This is a genomic window from Corynebacterium jamesii (assembly GCF_046097395.1).
Taxonomy (GTDB): domain Bacteria; phylum Actinomycetota; class Actinomycetes; order Mycobacteriales; family Mycobacteriaceae; genus Corynebacterium.
On record NZ_CP175789.1, the window covers coordinates 2,001,634 to 2,016,979 of the forward strand.

The following is a 15,346-nucleotide window of genomic DNA, read 5'->3' on the forward strand; positions in this document are numbered from 1 at the left end:
CGCGGGATTTTGGGGAAGTTGGGCAGGTTGTGTAGGCTAAAGCCGGTCGAGATTGTGGTATCTGGAAACAGTGCTGCGATACGACGTTCGGAGGCGTGCCAGAGCGGCCGAATGGGGCTCCCTGCTAAGGAGTTGTCCCTTAGGGGACCGCAGGTTCAAATCCTGTCGCCTCCGCAACTTCGACAGAGCGTGCAAGCGCCTGAGCTGCCCATAAAGCTGCCCGGTTACTTGTGGTGAGGTTCCGGGGCTAACAGCTGCGGACAGTGTTGTGGGGCGTGTGGTGCGCCTGTGGTGGTCCGCTGGGATTGTGCCCGGCGTGGAGCGCTTTGTCGAAGTTTCCAAGCGCCCGTAGCTCAACGGATAGAGCATCTGACTACGGATCAGAAGGTTGGGGGTTCGAATCCCTCCGGGCGCACGATTTTCCCGTGGGGTCTTTGCCCCGTGGCTGGCGGTCTACGCCGGTCATGGGGTTTTGCTCCCGCGGCCTAGGCTCGGTGGCCTTAAATCTTGCAGTTTGCCCCGTGACCTTGCCCCTCGCAGTTTTCCCCGTGACCAGCGGTAATCCCCGCCGGTTGCGGGGTTTCGCTTTGCGCTTGAATGCTGGGCGGTTGGCAAGTTCGCCGCGCGTGCGTGAGCACGCGGGGCGCTCGCACGGCGCGCGTTGGTCGCGCCGTGCTCCCCGACTGCAGCGCGCATGCGGGAGCATGGGCGCCGCAGTCGGTTTGGGTCGACAGAGGCGGTCGCGTTAGCGATCGCCTCCGCACAGCGCACACTTTGGCCGCTGAGGCTTCCGGCGCGCTAAGCGCGCCGGGCCTGCAGATCTTCTCCGTTCCGCCCATGGTGCACTTCCTCGTTCTCATGGCGGTCACGCGAATTACCTCATTCCCGTGACGGTCCTGGGGCACTACCTATTTCCCGTGGCGGCCGTGGTTCCATTTCCGCTGGTGAAGTGGGGATTTGTTGTTTTGCGCCCCCGGTGTGTAAAGTTAATCTGCGTTGCAAGGGCAACCTTGCAGACCTAATCGATGCCCTTTGGGGCGGCGGTGATGCGCCCGTAGCTCAACGGATAGAGCATCTGACTACGGATCAGAAGGTTGGGGGTTCGAATCCCTCCGGGCGCACAAATTTCCCCGTGGCCAGCGGTAACCCGCCGGCTGCGGGGGTTTTGTGTTGATGCGCTGGACTGGTGCTTGCTGGTGTGTTGCCCGCTGGTGGGGTGACGCTAGTGTGTTGCCCGCTGGTGGGGTGACGCTAGTGTGGTGCCCGCTGGTATGGGGGACACCGGGGAGGGCGTAGCTGTTCGGAATTGAGCGCTCGAAAGGTCGAGGCCCTGTAAGCGCCATAGACGGCCGAAACGGGGGAGGGGGATACCTGAGTATGGGTGCGAAATTGCGCCCCTCATTCGGGAGGGGCCTGAAAATTGGTCTTTGTCCGCCTGGCACGAAGGGGGAATGTCCCAAATTCCACGTCTTAAAATATAACCATTCTGTTTGCGCAGGTCAGAGTGCTGCAATTTTCTGCTGTAAACCTGCTACTTTCAATAACTCGTAGATTTTGGACATTGGGCCTTAAAGGGCAAGGAAAATGGCACGGTTTCAGGCTGGTGGGGGCTGCGACGCGGGGAACCTGGAAGAAACTAACAGGGGACTCTCACAATCGGCGCAGGAGGGTTCAAGTTTCAGGGATTAAAAAAGACAATCGTTCCGCTTAAGTGCTGGCCGACCGGGCGTGTGGACAAGCTTCGACCGGAGCGTGTGGACAGGCGCCGACCGGAGCGTATGGACGAGCGCCGACCGGGCACGTGAGCCAGCGCAGGCGTGGAACCTTTGAGATTTTGAGAACTGAAAAAGGAGACAGCCGGGTGGTAAAAACACCTACCTTTAAGCGCTCCGCGACAACCCGCGGAGACCAAGCCCCCACCAGCGTAAACAGCGCTGAAACGGCGGCCGACGGGCCAGCCAACGCGAAGCGCACGGAGATGCCAGCGGGAGGCGACGGCACAAGTAAACGCCCGCGCATCCTCGGGCTCGACATCGCCCGCGGACTCGCAATCCTCGGGATGATCTACCTGCACCTTGGCCACCCGCTATGGCAAACGAAGGTGATCCTGTCGGGGCTCCCGGCTGCACTGTTCGCAGTGATCGCGGGCGTGACCATGATGCTCATCTGGACCAACGCCACCGCTCGCGCCGCCACACGCGCCTCCACACACTCCGCCGCGCAAGCACAGAAGGCAGCGCAGGCACAAGCTGACGCCGACGGGAACGCGCGCAAGGCGCAAGCAACCACGCAAGCAACCACGCAAGCGCCCACCACCTTGCAGACCATTGCGAAGCTCGCTGCCCGCGGCGCACTGATTACCCTCATCGGCCTGGCGCTTCTGCCCGCTGGAGGGGAGATCCAGGTCGTGCTGGTCGTGCTCGGCGCAACAATGCTCGCCACCGCCTGGGTGCCTCCACTGCCCACAGCTGCAAAAGTCGCCCTACTGCTGCTGGCTACAGCCGCCGCAACGTGGCGCTACGCCCCGCTGGAACTGCCACTTCCATACCCTCACTTCGCGTGGGTCGCGTACATCATCGCCGGGATGATCCTCTTCGACGTGTACGTGGGGAAGGATGGCACTGGGACTGGTGGCGTCCCAAAGATAACAACCGCAATCGCCTGCCTCGCCGCAGCAACCGGCTTCTACCTGCGATTTCAGACCGACCTTCCCGGCTGGGCGCGCGCGACCGGGCACACGGGCGTGCTGGGCGAGATCGTGCTCTCCATCGCCGTCGCCGCCATCGTTTTGCACCTGAGCCTGATCGTCGGGCGGCGTGTAAAGGCCACGAATCCGCTGGTTGCGCTGGGTTCGATGGCGCTGACGGTGTACATCCTGCACGTGCTATCGGCCTTCTGGTGGCAGACGCACGTGTCGCTGCACTCGGATCTGTGGGCGGCGGCGTTTATCGCGGCGTTCCTGGCGTTCGCGTGGGCATGGAAAAAGCTGGCCGCCGGGCCGACACGGAAAGTGTTTGCAGGGCAGGGGCCAGCGGAGCGATGCGTCGCGCAGGTGGTCCGACTGATCGCAGGAGGACGAGCATGAGGAGTGAAGCGAGCAGCACGAACGGGACGAGCATGAGAACCAGCATGAAGACCAGCATGAGGAAACTAGCATCACGAATGGCAGCCATCGCGGCTGCAGCAGCCCTGGCCGGCGGGTGCGTGGCTCCCGCCAGCGCGCTGGAATACGGCGAGCGCGCCGCGGACAATGCGGAGTCGCGGACGGTCGCATCCCTGCGTATCGGGCGCGTCGGAAAATTCGGCGATTGCACGGGCACGCTCGTCGCCCCGCAGTGGGTGCTGACGGCGCGGCACTGCCTGGAATCCGTCTCCAACGAGGGCACGCAGGCGCGCATCGCGGGTGCTGTCTACGACGCGGATTCGTGGTCGCTGTCGCCTGTTATGGACGCCGGGCTCTTGCACCTCACCAAGCCCGTCGAGGGAGTCGAGCCGGCGACGTTGGCCGATAGTTCGCCAAAGAACGGCGACGAGGGGAATCTCTACGGCTGGAGTAGCAGCTCGCTGATGGCGCGCAAGGGTGATCTGCCGGTGGCGCGGATGCGAGTGCGGGAAGTTCTCGCCGGGTCGGGCGCCGACGGCGGTGATGTCGGCGGCGGTGATGTCGGCGACGCGGGCGCACCACAGATCCTCCGCGGCGACGGCGCTATGCCAGAGCCCGGATCCCCCGAACCCGGCGCCGGCGCGGTTGAGGCCCCGCAGGCTCCGAGCGGTTCGGAATCCGTGCCCGCGCCGGAGGGCGTGGAGTCCGTCCCCGCCGAGATCGCCATGGGCGGTGGGGAGGTTTCCGCAGGTGAGGCGGGTGGCGTCATGCCGAAGATCGCAGGGGGCATCCTCGAGGCAGAGTCCCTCTCGCGTGCGGCGATGCAGGGCGGCGACTCGGGAGCGCCATTTTTTGTCGGCGGCAAACTCGCAGGCCTCGCGACTGCGGGCACGGCCAACGGAGACCCGGATCTGCCCTCGCCGACGGCGGCCATCACCACGCTTTCGGACGCCGCAGCCTGGATCGAGGACGTCACCAGCGGGCGCGACACGTCCAGCGTGCTGACAGCGGACACCACTCCCGCGCCGCCGAAAACACCGCAGACCAGCGGAGATTACGTCGGGCGGTATCTTACGGTGGCTGCGGCCGGGCTGGTGCTAACGCTCGCGCTGGGCTGGTTGCGCCCGGGACGGCGGCTGGGAGCGTCGGGGCAGGCCTAGCTGGCGGGCTGGCTTAGCTGGCGGGGCAGGCCTAGTTGGCGGGGCGGCCTAGCTGGCGGGCTGGCTTAGCTGGCGGGGCAGGCCTAGCTGGAGGGGCGGGGGCGTTCGCGCCGGGCCTGACCGGCGCCTGACGCCGCGTCGAGCCGGAACCTACGGGCGGGATGTCCAAAATTCCACGTCTTAAAACATAACTATTCTATTTGCGCAGGTCAGCGGCTTGCAATTTTGGGCTGCATGCATGCTACTTTCGATAACTCGTAGATTTTGGACATTCGGCGTTGCGAAGGCGCTCATCGGGCTGAAGTGTTCGCGGGTCAGGCCGAAGTGTTCGAAAGGTGGACTGAAATATTCGCAGGGTCAGGCCGAAGTGTTCGCGGGTCAGGCCGAAGTGTTGGCAAGGCGGACTGAAATGTTCGCAGAGGCAGGCCGGGGTGTTGGTGGGTCAGGCCGAAGTGTTCGCAGGGCGGGTGGGGTGTGGCAGAGGCGTGCGGGTAAGAGCAGTGTTGTGGAATTGCTAAGAGAATCGCGAGAGTGAAGCTCTCCAGGAGCGGGAGGGGCTGTTTCAAACTAGAATGAGTGCGATCGCGCGCTGTTGCGATGGCGGTTTTGCAGCCGGACGTGCAAGTACTGAAGTTGTGAGCGTGTAGCGCTGCGAAGACGGACGTGTGCAGCGTTCGGGCTGTGGGTGTGTGGCACTACCAACTTGGACGTACAGCGTTCAGGCTGTGGGTCCGCAATTGTCGAGCCGTGGGTGCGTGGCGGTAACGGAAAGCCTGGTCAAGGAGGAAAAATGGCGGAGCATGGGCGCTTCGAGGGCGCTTCGAGCCGTCCTCACGACCAGGGGAATCCGTATGTTGGCCGGGCTACCCAGGGGGATGGGCATGTCGGCCGGGCTAGCCAGGGGGATGGGCATGTCGGCCGGGCTAGCCAGGAAGACGGGCATGCCCGCGAGGCCGGGAAGCCCCGGCAGGGGAAATTCCGCGGCCGCGGGGGAACCGTCGCGGGCATTGTTGTCGGAGCCGCCGTCCTAGCCGTCACGGGTGGTTTGGTGATGGGGCAGATTGCTGGAAAGGGTGGCGTCGAGAAGGAAGGCAGCGCGGCAAGCCACGTCGCCACAAGCCAAGAAACAACCGCGCCCGCCGAGCCGCCCAGCGACGAGGAGCAACAGGAGCGCCTCGACGCACTGGCCGCGAAGATCGCGAAAAAGAAGAACGTAAAGGTCGGCGTGGCGATCCTCGGGCAGGATGGGCCGCTGCACGCGGGCAGCCTCAACGAGGAAGGCGCCTGGTCCACCATCAAGGTGCCGATCGCGGGTGCGGCCGAGGAGAAACTGCGCCGCGCCGAAGCTCGCGGGCGGCCCGCACCGCGCGCAGCGATGGAAGCCGACATGGACGCGGCGATTCACTATTCGGATAACGACGCCGCCTTCCGCCTCTGGATGTACGTCGGCGACGGATCCGACCGCACGGCTGCGTACAAAGTCCGGGATTACATGCACCGCGTAGGCGACCCGACAAACGCGGCGAAGCAGTTCGAGGACGGGGTTTACATCGGGTTCGGCGCGATTAAATGGAAGCTGACGGATCAGGTGCGTTTCATGGACGGATTCCGGTGCTCGAAGGGGTCCGGGCCTGTGCTGGAGCGGATGGAGCACATCATTCCGGAGCACAGTTACGGGCTAGCGAAGATCAAGGGTGCGCAGTTCAAGGGCGGCTGGGGGCCGGAGCCGGACGGGCGGTTCATATACCGCCAGCTGGGGCTTGTGCCGGGGCCGGATGGAAAAATGACGCCCGTTGCGATTATGGTTGTGCCCAACAATGGGTTCGAGCCAACTGCATGGGAGGGTATGGACGCCCTGGGTAAAGAACTGCCTGACCTGCTGCAGGACGCCCAGCCAGCGAAGGCAGAGGGAGACTGCTAGCCGGGGGTTTGAGGTAGGGGGCTTGAGGCGCGGGGGACTGGAAGTCGATGGCCGAAGGCGCGGGGGCTTGAGGCGCGGGGACTGCTAGCCGGGCGCGCTAAAAGATGCCGATCTGCGCGCCCATAGACTCCGCCGAGCGGAGCTGATCCACCCAACCCGGAGCCCCCGGGCGGACGCGGATGATGGGCCGGTTGGAGGCGTCTCCCTTATTGCGACCCGCGCGGGCCTCGAAGCGGCCGCGGGCTGCGTGCCCCTCCTCGGTGAGGGACTTCAGGGAACGCTCCGGGTTCGCAAGATCCTCCCGCGCACCCTGCAGCAGTTCGATGGTCTGGTCCAGGGCTCCCAGCACTGCGGGTCGGTTGTTTTCCACCATCGCGCGGACAAGATCCGGGTCGGTGCCCGCCACGCGGGTGCCGTCGCGGAAACTAGACGCCGCCAGGCTCAGTGCCAGCGGCCCGCCATAATCACCCGCCACGGCCAGCGCCTCCGCCAGGATGTGCGGCAGGTGGCTGACGCGCCCCACCGCGCTGTCGTGCCGACGCGCAATCGCGGGAACCACCGCCGCACCGACCTCCTCGGCCAGGCCGACCACGCGCACCCACGTGTCCAGCCAGCGCTTGCCGGACGCATTGTCGCCTGAAGCGCCCAATCCACCCGCTGCACTTTCTGCGCCCGCTGTGCCCGCTGCGCCCGCTGCACTTTCGGCGCCTGAGCCCCCCGCGAGCTCCCGCGCGTTGTCGTACGTCACGACCCACACCGCACCCTCAAATAGCCCGCGCATCGTCGCCTGCCAGCCGGAGTTCGCCGTCCCGGCCATCGGGTGCCCGCCGACGAACCGGTCGGACATTCCCTTGGCCTCCACCAGGTCATGCACCTCCTGTTTCACACTGGTCACGTCCGTAAAGCCGCAGGTTGGGGCGTGCTGAGATATGGCGTCCAGAAGAAAAGACAGCGCGGGAACCGGCACCCCAAGGATCAGCAGCGCATCGGCCTCCTCGGCGCGGCGCAGCGTGGCCTCCAAATCGCCCGAGACATCGAAGCCATCGCGGCGCGCGCGCGTGACCGTCTTCTCCGACCGATTCCACCCGAACACCGGCCAGCCAGCGGCCTGCGCGTCGCGCATCAGCGACCCGCCAATCAGGCCAAGCCCCAGGATGCACAGCGGGCGGCGATCCTCGGGCACGGTGCTCAGGCGGTAATCGGAAGAAATTTCGTGGCTCACGCTACCCAGTGTTCCACAAAGCAGACTAGCGTTGGGGAACATGAGCACCAACAGCTTCGATAACGGCGACCTAACCTTCGCCGTGTCCGCCATCCGCACCGACGGCCGTTGGCACCTGCGCGAACTGCCCACCCGCGCTACGGAAAGCCTGCCCGACCTGATCGCGGAGTTGCGGGCCACGCGTGCGGAAGGGCCGGTCGTGGGGCTGCTCTGCGTTGAAGATGACTGGTCCGTTGTGCTCCGCCCCGTGCCGAGCGGCGTGCGGATCTTACTTAGTGACGCCACCGCAGCCCTGGACTACGACATCGCCAGCGAGGCGCTAGAGACTCTCGATATTGACGCGCCTACGGAGGAAGAGGCGGACGATTCCGACGATCCCTGGCCCGAGGGCGACTTCGACCTGCTGGAGGATTTGGGGGCAAGCGAGCAGACAATGTCCCTCATTTTCTACGACGACGACCTGTATGGGGCGGAGCAAGTTTTGCGTGTGGCGGACGAGCTGGGGTTCGCTGACGAGCTGGCGGACCTGGTGGGCGTGGAGCTGGAGTTTTAGCCGGTGGGGGTGGAGGACGCGGGCGGCGCTGGCGTGGGCGAGGGCCTGCCGCGAGCGGCGGGGAGCGTGCGCGCGGAAGCTCTGATGCGCCGGGCGTTGGAGGTCGCGGCGCAGACTCCCGCGGGCGACGTGCCCGTCGGCGCTGTGATTTTCGGCCCGGACGGCCGAGAGCTCGGACGGGGCGTAAACCGTCGCGAAGCCGACAGCGACCCCACCGCCCACGCGGAGATCCTCGCCATCCGAGAGGCCGTGCGCGAACTCGGAGACGCCTGGCGGCTGGAGAATTGCACGCTGGTCGTCACCCTGGAGCCCTGCGCTATGTGCGCGGGGGCGCTGATGGGGGCGCGAATCGGCAGCATCGTCTTCGGAGCCTACGAGCCCCGGACGGGCGCATGCGGCAGTGTCTGGGACGTGCCGCGGGAATCCCCGCTGCATTGGGCGGAGGTTCAGGCAGGCGTGCTGGCTGGGGAGTGCGAAGAACTGCTACGGCGGTTCTTCGCACGTCTGCGTTGACGGTTTGCGTCTGGCCAGCGCCGTAATTGACCTCGCCTGGTTCTTCGCACGTCTGCGTTGACGGTTTGCGTCTGGCCAGCGCCGTAATTGACCTCGCCTGGTTCTTCGCACGTCTGCGTTGACGGTTTGCGTCTGGCTGGAGTGGGGGAAATGTGGGCGTCGATAAGTTTTATAGAAAATTAATTCATGGCTCCCAACTGCGGGTTTAGGGGATAACGCTGGACGTCTGAGGGTTTGTGGGTGGCGAGGGATCGGGAACGTCCTTACGTTGGGATGTGTGCTTCTGGTCGTACGAGTTGCGGCTAGGGGCACGCAAGTTAGAACAAAGTTAGTTACATCCGAAACTAAGGAGACAACAATGGACCTGAACAAGGCTAAGGACATGGCAGGCGAGCACCGCGACAAGATCCAGGACGGCGCCGACAAGCTGATCGACGGCAAGCTGGATGGCGACAAGGCTGACAAGGCCAAGGACGGCCTGAACAAGGGCATGGACAAGGTCTTCGGCGAAGGCGAGAAGTAAGCCTTCAGCTGCTGAAGCTTTGCGCGCTGGCGCGCTGACGCACTGGATTGCCGGAGTGTCGATGTGCTGAGATGCTGGCGCTGGCTCTAGCGCGGTAGTGCTGAGCTACAGGCCCGCTGCGAACGAAGTGAAGTTCGCGGCGGGCTTTTGCGCGCGTGGGGTGGGGTTGAGCGTCGCATGGTGGGGGACTGTTCACCACTGGGAGTTTTTACCTCCGCAGGGTGGGGTTGAGCGTCGCATGGTGGGGGACTGTGGTCTGTGATCGGGGGATTTGCGCGCGTGGGGTGGGGTTTTGTTGCGAAAATGTGGGGGTGTTACGCTAGTACGAGTCTGCAAATGTGGACTGAGGTGGCGTGTCCGAGCGGCCGAAGGTGCTCGCCTCGAAAGCGAGTGTTGTTAGTAGCAACCGAGGGTTCAAATCCCTCCGCCACCGCCAAATATTTTTGACCGCGTGCTATTTCTGGGAAGTTTCCCGGAGGTGGTGCGCGGTTTTTGCGTGTTGGGAAGCTTCGGGAGGGATCCTGCCTGTGGGCAGGAGTTGTTTCTTGGGGGCAGGAGTTGTTTCTTGGGGGCAGGAGTTGTTTCTACGGGCGAATGGGGTGATTTTCCACAATGCGGATAGCCGCTTCGTCGGAGCCGTTTTTTCTGCTTGCGGATGGGGCGGTTAAGCCCCGCGCGACGGGGCTTAAGGTTCGCCGAGGGGGTGCGACGGCGGAGTTGAGGTTCGCCAAGGGGTGTGGCGGCGGGGTCGAGGTTCGCCGAGGGGGTGCGACGGCGAAGTTAAGGTTCGCTGAGGGGGTGCGGCGGGGCTTGGGCGCATCGCGATTGGGGTCGTGTCTTGGCGTGACGCGCTGTGAGGCCCGCAGAGGGGCTAAACGGAGGCCGGGGATACCTGGGTAGGGGGTGCGGGATTGCGTCCGTTATTTGGGGAATGTCCAAAATTCCACGTCTTAAAATATAACTATTATGTTTGCGCTGGTCAGCGGCCTGCAGTTTTGTGCTTCATGTGTGCTACTTTCAATAACTCGTAGATTTTGGACATTGCCTTTGCGGGGGCGATCATTTGGTGCGAGTTGACGACAAAAAGAGGGCTGAAGGGGTGGCAAAAACGGCGTATTGGAGGGTTGGGCGGGGGCAAAAGTGGTGGCAGGGTAGGGGGAGTGGTGGCAAGGCAGGGGGAGCGGTGGCGAAACGGGGTTGGAGGATAGTGAAGTGGAGTCGGGGTGGTGGCAAGACAGGGTGAAGGGTGGAGAAACGGGGTTGGAGGATAGTGAAGTGGAGTCGGGGTGGCGGCAAGGCAGGGGGAGCGGTGGCGAAACGGGGTTGGAGGATGGTGAGGTGGGGCCGAAGGGGTGGTGAAGTGGAGTCGGGGTGGTTATGGAGGGGATGTCAGGGCGGATGAAAACTTCTGCAACACGCGTAACATTGGTAACATTCCACCTGCGGATTTAGCTACGGTAGGATGTATATTTCGAGAACTATTTGCGAATGCTGCGCAGTTCAACTACACACCTCACAAGCCGGCGGAAGGTCAACCAGTGGCGAAAATCCTGTTTAACCTTGGGCGATGGTCCTACCTACACAAGAAGCGGGTGATTGCCGCCTGGCTACTGCTGCTCGTTGGCATCGCCGCAGCCGCCCTCGGGTTCCAAAAGGGCTTCAACGACGTCTTCGAAATCAAAGACGTGCCCTCCACGCACGCCACCGAGATGCTGCAAGAGAAGTTCCCGGGCACGAAGAACCCGGCTGAATCCACCGACGTCAACGTAGTCTTCGCAGCCCCCGAGGGGAAGAAGCTCGAGGACCCAGAGCTGATGGCTGCGATGGATGAGACGGTGGCGTCATTAAGAAAGAACGTCCCCGACTTCAAAGAAGGGATGCAGTTCGGCAATCCCGTAGAGCTCAACGACAAGCTCGGCACAATGCTGGTCGAGCAGATGACGAAGCAGGGGCTGCCCGAGGCCACCGCGAAGGCAGACGCCGACAACCTGCGCATGTATTCCGCCGACGGGCGCTACGGCACCACGACCTTCAGCTACGACGTGCCGCTGCCCGCCGACGTGACCGACGAGGATCGGCAGGCGGTGTACGACGCGATCCAGATCTCGCGCGACGCGGGCATGGACGTAGAAGTCGGCGGCCCGGGCTTCGGCGACCCGATTGCGGTGGAGCCGGTCTCGGAGATTGCGGGCGTGGTGGTCGCGCTGATCATCCTGGCGTTTACGTTCGGTTCACTGCTGGCGGCCGGGCTGCCGCTGGCGACCGCGATCGTGGGCGTGGGCATCGGCGCGCTGGTGACGGTCGGCGCGACGGCAGTGCTGCCGTTGAACTCCATCACGCCGACGTTGGGCCTGATGATCGGCCTGGCTGTCGGCATTGACTACGCGCTGTTCATTATGTCGCGCTTCCGCGACGAGCTGCGGCAGGGGCGGTCGCGCCCGGACGCGATCGGCCTGGCCACGGGGACGGCGGGCTCGGCGGTGGTGTTCGCGGGCGTGACGGTGACCGTTGCGCTGCTGGGCCTGCGCCTGGCGAACATCCCGTTCCTGTCGTACATGGGTTACTTCGCGGCGGTCAGCGTGGTCGTCGCGGTGGTTGTGGCTCTGACGTTTTTGCCGGCGTTGCTGGGGGCTTGTGGCTCTAGGGTCTTTCGTAAGGACGCCACGTTTGGGCAGCAGTACTCTTCCGCCCTCGTGGGCGAGGATTCGGCGCACGGGTACTTCACGGGAGGCCCGGCGGGGCTGGGCAACCGAAACGGGCGTGCGGTACGCGTTGGCAGGGATGACGGGGCTGACGGGGCCGACGGGGATGACCGGGATGACAGGGCCGACGGGGCTGACGGGGATGAGGCTGGTGCTGGCGCGAGCGCTGCGCGCGCGGTAGCGCGCGGGGAACACGAGCGCGTGGAGAGCGGCGCCCACAAGCACGGTCTGGCCAGCCGCTGGATCAGGCTGGTCTACAGTTTCCCGGGAGTCTCGATCGCGGCGGTAATGCTGGCGCTGGCGGCACTGACTCTGCCTGCGCTGAACCTACAGCTTTCGCTGCCGAATGATAAGACGGCCAACGTGGACTCCACCCAGCGCAAAGCCTCCGAGATGCTGGAGGAAGGCTTCGGGCCAGGGCGTAATGCTCCGTTCCTGGTGGTAGTCAATGGCGAGAACGCCAACCCGGATGCCCCCGCGCTGGCTACCTATATCAACGGCCAGGCGGACATGCAGGCTGCGCAGGGTGGCGCGGATCAGGCGGCGCAGGGTGGCGCGGATGAGCAGGCCGCGCAGGGTGGCGCGAACGAGCAGGCTGCGCAGGGTGGCGCGGATCAGGCGAAGGCGGCTGCGCAGGCGTCATTTATGTACACGATGGAGAACCTCGGCAGCAACATTCATGTGAAGCACGCGCAGCTCGTCGGCCAGAGTGACGACGGGCTGGCCGCGCAGCTGCTGATCACCCCCGAGGGCGGGCCGACCGACGAGGGCACCGCCGCGCTGATCCACGCGCTGCGCAGCCAGCAGGACGTGATCGAGAAGGAGACTGGCGTGGACATGGGCATCACTGGCCTGATCCCTATTCAGCAGGACGTCACCACGCAGCTGTCAAACGCCATGCCCGTGTACTTGGCGCTGGTCGTCGGCTTGGCGCTGGTGCTGCTGCTGATGATTTTCCGCAGCATCACCGTGCCGATCATGGCGGCACTCGGATTTCTGCTGTCCGTCGGCGGGGCCTTCGGCCTGACCGTGCTGGTGTGGCAGGAAGGCTGGGCCGGGCTATGGGAATCGCCGGGGCCGCTGATCAGCTTCATGCCGATCTTCCTCATCGGCGTGACGTTCGGGCTGGCGATGGATTACCAAGTGTTCATCGTGTCGCGCATGCGAGAACGCTTCAAGCACGAATCCGCGGAGGCGGCGAAGACCTCGCAGTACACGCCAGTGGAAGACTCCGTGATTTTCGGCTTTGGCATGGGCGCCAAGGTCGTGACGGTAGCGGCGCTGATCATGATTGGCGTGTTCGCCAGCTTCATCTTCCAGCCGCTGCCGTTCATCCAGATCTTCGGATTCGCGCTGGGTGCGGCCGTGCTATTCGACGCGTTCCTGGTCCGCATGACGTTCATTCCCGCGATGATGGTGCTACTGGGCAAGGCCACCTGGTACATGCCGAAATGGCTGGACCGCGTACTACCGACCTTCGACATCGAAGGCTCGCAGCTGGAGACGGCATTCCGCTCCGGGGAGATCCAGCGCTTGGACAACGACGGCCGCGCGGTGGAGCGCGTGCGCGCCTAGCGGCTACTGATCAGCGCCCGCGCAGGCGCTACTGCCCGGCCAAGCGCTACTGCCCGCCCAGGCGCTCCCGCCAGGTCGGGCCGTAGTAGCGCCCCATGAACTCCTCCCGGAACTCGTAGAAACGCCCCTGCTGCATGGACTCGCGAATCCGGTCCACCAACCCCACCATGAAATGCAGATTGTGCAGCGTGCACAACGTGCCAGCCAGGTACTCCTTCGCCTTCAGCAGGTGGTGAATATAAGCGCGCGAATAATTCTCGGAGACATAGCCGCCTACTGCGGCGTCGATAGGCGAGAAATCCCTTTTAAACCGCGCACCCATAAGATTCAGGCGACCGTCCAGCGTGTACACGCCACCGCGACGGCCCAGGCGAGTCGGCGCGACGCAATCGAACGTGTCGGCGCCGGCCTCGATCGCGGTGAAGAGGTCGTCCGGCTCCGAGATGCCGAGCAGGTGGCGGGGCTTATCCTCCGGCAACTCCTCCGCGACCCAGCGGACGATCGTACCGAGGTTTTCCTTCTCCAGGGCGCCGCCGATGCCGAAGCCGCCGAAACCGCGATTGCCCTGTGCCTCGGCTTCGCGGGAAAGCTCCACCAGGCCGCGCGCGGCCTGCCGCCGCAGATCCTCGTACTGTGCGCCCTGCACCACACCCCACAGCGACTGCGGCGGGCGATGCTGGCGAATTTCCGTCAGGCGTTGGTGTTCCGCCAGGCAGCGGCGAGCCCAACGGTGCGTGCGGGCGACGGATTGCTCCTGGTAGGGGCGTGTATTCACCAGGGTGGTCAGCTCGTCGAAGGCGAACATGATGTCCGCGCCCAGCTGGTGCTGGATCTGCATCGAGACCTCGGGCGTGAAGCGGTGCTTGCTGCCGTCGATGACGCTGCGGAAGTCCACGCCGTCCTCGTCGACCACGGCCATGCGCTTTTTCTGCTGCTGGATGATGTCTGCCTCGCTGCGGCCTTTCGTATCCATGGCCAGGACTTTCTTGTAGCCCACGCCGAGGCTCATCACCTGGAAGCCGCCGGAGTCCGTGTACGTCGGCCCGTGCCAGTTCTCGAATTCCGCGAGGCCGCCACCCTCGTCTACGATGTCCGGCCCGGGCTGCAGGTACAGGTGGTACGCGTTCGAAAGCATGGCCTGCGCGCCCGTCGACCGCACCTGCTCGGGCGTGAGGGTTTTGACCGTTGCTTTCGTTGCGACCGGGATGAATGCTGGGGTGTGGATGTTCCCATGCGGAGTCTTTATGACGCCCGTACGCCCCAGCGCGCCCGCACCTGCGTCCACTCGCGCGCTTCCGCCCGCTCGCGTTCCCGGGCCCGCGGCTGCGCCTGCGCTTCCGCCCGTGCCCGCGGCTGCGCCTGCGCTTCCAGCCGCTCGCGTTCCCGTGCCTGCACCCGCGCTTCCAGCCGCGCCCGGCCCCGCGCCTGCGGCCGCGGCTGCGCCTGCGCTTCCAGCCGCTCGCGTTCCCGCAGCTTCGTTCAGGCGGGAAGTCACCTCGAAGGACAGATCCGAGGCGGCTCCTTGGAATCTCTGACCTGCGCAAATGCTTTCTTCTGCGCTGGTGTTTTCCTGATCTTCGGTCATGGCACCCCAGTTTATCGTCCGCTCCGCCGTTTCCCCTCTCCGCGCCGCCGATTTCCTGCGGTTTCCCCTCACCGCGCTGCCGATTCCCTGCCGCTTCCCAACCTCGGCGCTTTCACTTCCCGCCCTCGCACCGTTCACTCCGCCGTCTGCCGCCTCTGCTCGCGGGCGCCCCCGGAAATGATGTCACATTAGCCCCACCAGCCCCACGCTGCGCCTCCGCCCGTGGGCGCCCCCGGAATGGCGTCACATCAGCCCCACCAGCCTCACGCCGCGCCTCCGCTGACCCGGTCTAAAGTGCGGATGTCCAAAATCTACGAGTTATTGAAAGTAGCGAGTGTGCAGCACAAAAATGCAACGCTCTGACCTGCGCAAATAGATTAGTTATATTTTAAGACGTGGAATTTTGGACATTCCGCGCCGTGAGTGTCGGAAAATGTGCAAAACCTCCCCTGCTCGCCTGGCCGATCGGCGTGCCCCTGCCCCTGTCGG

At 64.5% G+C, this 15,346-nt stretch carries 9 protein-coding genes and 4 tRNA genes; 11 read left to right on the plus strand and 2 right to left on the minus strand.

The features are described from left to right. Positions 1-89: 89 nt before the first annotated feature. The 6 genes from ACKFRT_RS08915 to ACKFRT_RS08940 all read left to right on the plus strand — a co-directional run bounded on the left by ACKFRT_RS08915 (position 90) and on the right by ACKFRT_RS08940 (position 6,184). Positions 90-174 (plus strand) — tRNA-Ser (locus ACKFRT_RS08915). Positions 175-342: 168 nt separating this feature from the next. Beyond that, a tRNA-Arg gene (locus ACKFRT_RS08920) sits at positions 343-415 on the plus strand. Positions 416-1,048: 633 nt separating this feature from the next. After that, a tRNA-Arg gene (locus ACKFRT_RS08925) sits at positions 1,049-1,121 on the plus strand. An 857-nt stretch (positions 1,122-1,978) separates the two neighbouring features. Continuing rightward, positions 1,979-3,085, plus strand: a complete 1,107-nt coding sequence (locus tag ACKFRT_RS08930) for a hypothetical protein (RefSeq protein WP_408926090.1) — start codon at positions 1,979-1,981, stop codon at positions 3,083-3,085. Positions 3,086-3,141: 56 nt separating this feature from the next. Further along, complete coding sequence (locus ACKFRT_RS08935; protein ID WP_408925042.1) at positions 3,142-4,263, plus strand: trypsin-like serine protease; 1,122 nt, start codon at positions 3,142-3,144, stop codon at positions 4,261-4,263. A gap of 790 nt (positions 4,264-5,053) precedes the next feature. Beyond that, the gene (locus ACKFRT_RS08940) at positions 5,054-6,184 is read left to right on the plus strand and encodes a hypothetical protein (protein WP_408925043.1); all 1,131 of its coding nucleotides are present in this window, start codon (positions 5,054-5,056) and stop codon (positions 6,182-6,184) included. A gap of 97 nt (positions 6,185-6,281) precedes the next feature. Here ACKFRT_RS08940 and ACKFRT_RS08945 read toward each other — a convergent pair whose 3' ends face one another. Then, complete coding sequence (locus ACKFRT_RS08945; protein WP_408925044.1) at positions 6,282-7,406, minus strand: prephenate dehydrogenase; 1,125 nt, start codon at positions 7,404-7,406, stop codon at positions 6,282-6,284. A gap of 40 nt (positions 7,407-7,446) precedes the next feature. Between ACKFRT_RS08945 and ACKFRT_RS08950 the strand changes: the two genes are divergently transcribed. The 5 genes from ACKFRT_RS08950 to ACKFRT_RS08970 all read left to right on the plus strand — a co-directional run bounded on the left by ACKFRT_RS08950 (position 7,447) and on the right by ACKFRT_RS08970 (position 13,272). Then, positions 7,447-7,959, plus strand: a complete 513-nt coding sequence (locus ACKFRT_RS08950; protein WP_408925045.1) for a tRNA adenosine deaminase-associated protein — start codon at positions 7,447-7,449, stop codon at positions 7,957-7,959. 84 nt (positions 7,960-8,043) lie between these two features. Further along, on the plus strand, positions 8,044-8,472 hold the full coding sequence (locus ACKFRT_RS08955; RefSeq protein ID WP_408926091.1) for a nucleoside deaminase: 429 nt from the start codon (positions 8,044-8,046) through the stop codon (positions 8,470-8,472). A gap of 358 nt (positions 8,473-8,830) precedes the next feature. After that, positions 8,831-8,995, plus strand: coding sequence for a hypothetical protein (locus ACKFRT_RS08960; RefSeq protein ID WP_296216360.1), 165 nt, complete (start codon positions 8,831-8,833; stop codon positions 8,993-8,995). Positions 8,996-9,342: 347 nt separating this feature from the next. Further along, positions 9,343-9,431: transfer RNA gene (locus ACKFRT_RS08965), tRNA-Ser, on the plus strand. Between the two features lie 1,102 nt (positions 9,432-10,533). Continuing rightward, positions 10,534-13,272, plus strand: a complete 2,739-nt coding sequence (locus ACKFRT_RS08970; RefSeq protein ID WP_408925046.1) for an MMPL family transporter — start codon at positions 10,534-10,536, stop codon at positions 13,270-13,272. A 46-nt stretch (positions 13,273-13,318) separates the two neighbouring features. On the opposite strand, the gene tgt is transcribed toward ACKFRT_RS08970, so the two are convergent. Then, entirely contained in the window at positions 13,319-14,857 is a 1,539-nt protein-coding gene (gene tgt / locus ACKFRT_RS08975) for a tRNA guanosine(34) transglycosylase Tgt (protein WP_408925047.1), read from the minus strand. Between the last annotated feature and the right edge of the window lie 489 nt (positions 14,858-15,346).

Coding starts and splice junctions, on each gene's coding strand:
- ACKFRT_RS08930 (WP_408926090.1), top strand. CDS start 1,979: ATGCCAGCGGGAGGCGACGGCACAAGTAAACGCCCGCGCATCCTCGGG.
- ACKFRT_RS08935 (WP_408925042.1), top strand. CDS start 3,142: ATGAGGAAACTAGCATCACGAATGGCAGCCATCGCGGCTGCAGCAGCC.
- ACKFRT_RS08940 (WP_408925043.1), top strand. CDS start 5,054: ATGGCGGAGCATGGGCGCTTCGAGGGCGCTTCGAGCCGTCCTCACGAC.
- ACKFRT_RS08950 (WP_408925045.1), top strand. CDS start 7,447: ATGAGCACCAACAGCTTCGATAACGGCGACCTAACCTTCGCCGTGTCC.
- ACKFRT_RS08955 (WP_408926091.1), top strand. CDS start 8,044: ATGCGCCGGGCGTTGGAGGTCGCGGCGCAGACTCCCGCGGGCGACGTG.
- ACKFRT_RS08960 (WP_296216360.1), top strand. CDS start 8,831: ATGGACCTGAACAAGGCTAAGGACATGGCAGGCGAGCACCGCGACAAG.
- tgt (WP_408925047.1), bottom strand. CDS start 14,857: ATGACCGAAGATCAGGAAAACACCAGCGCAGAAGAAAGCATTTGCGCA.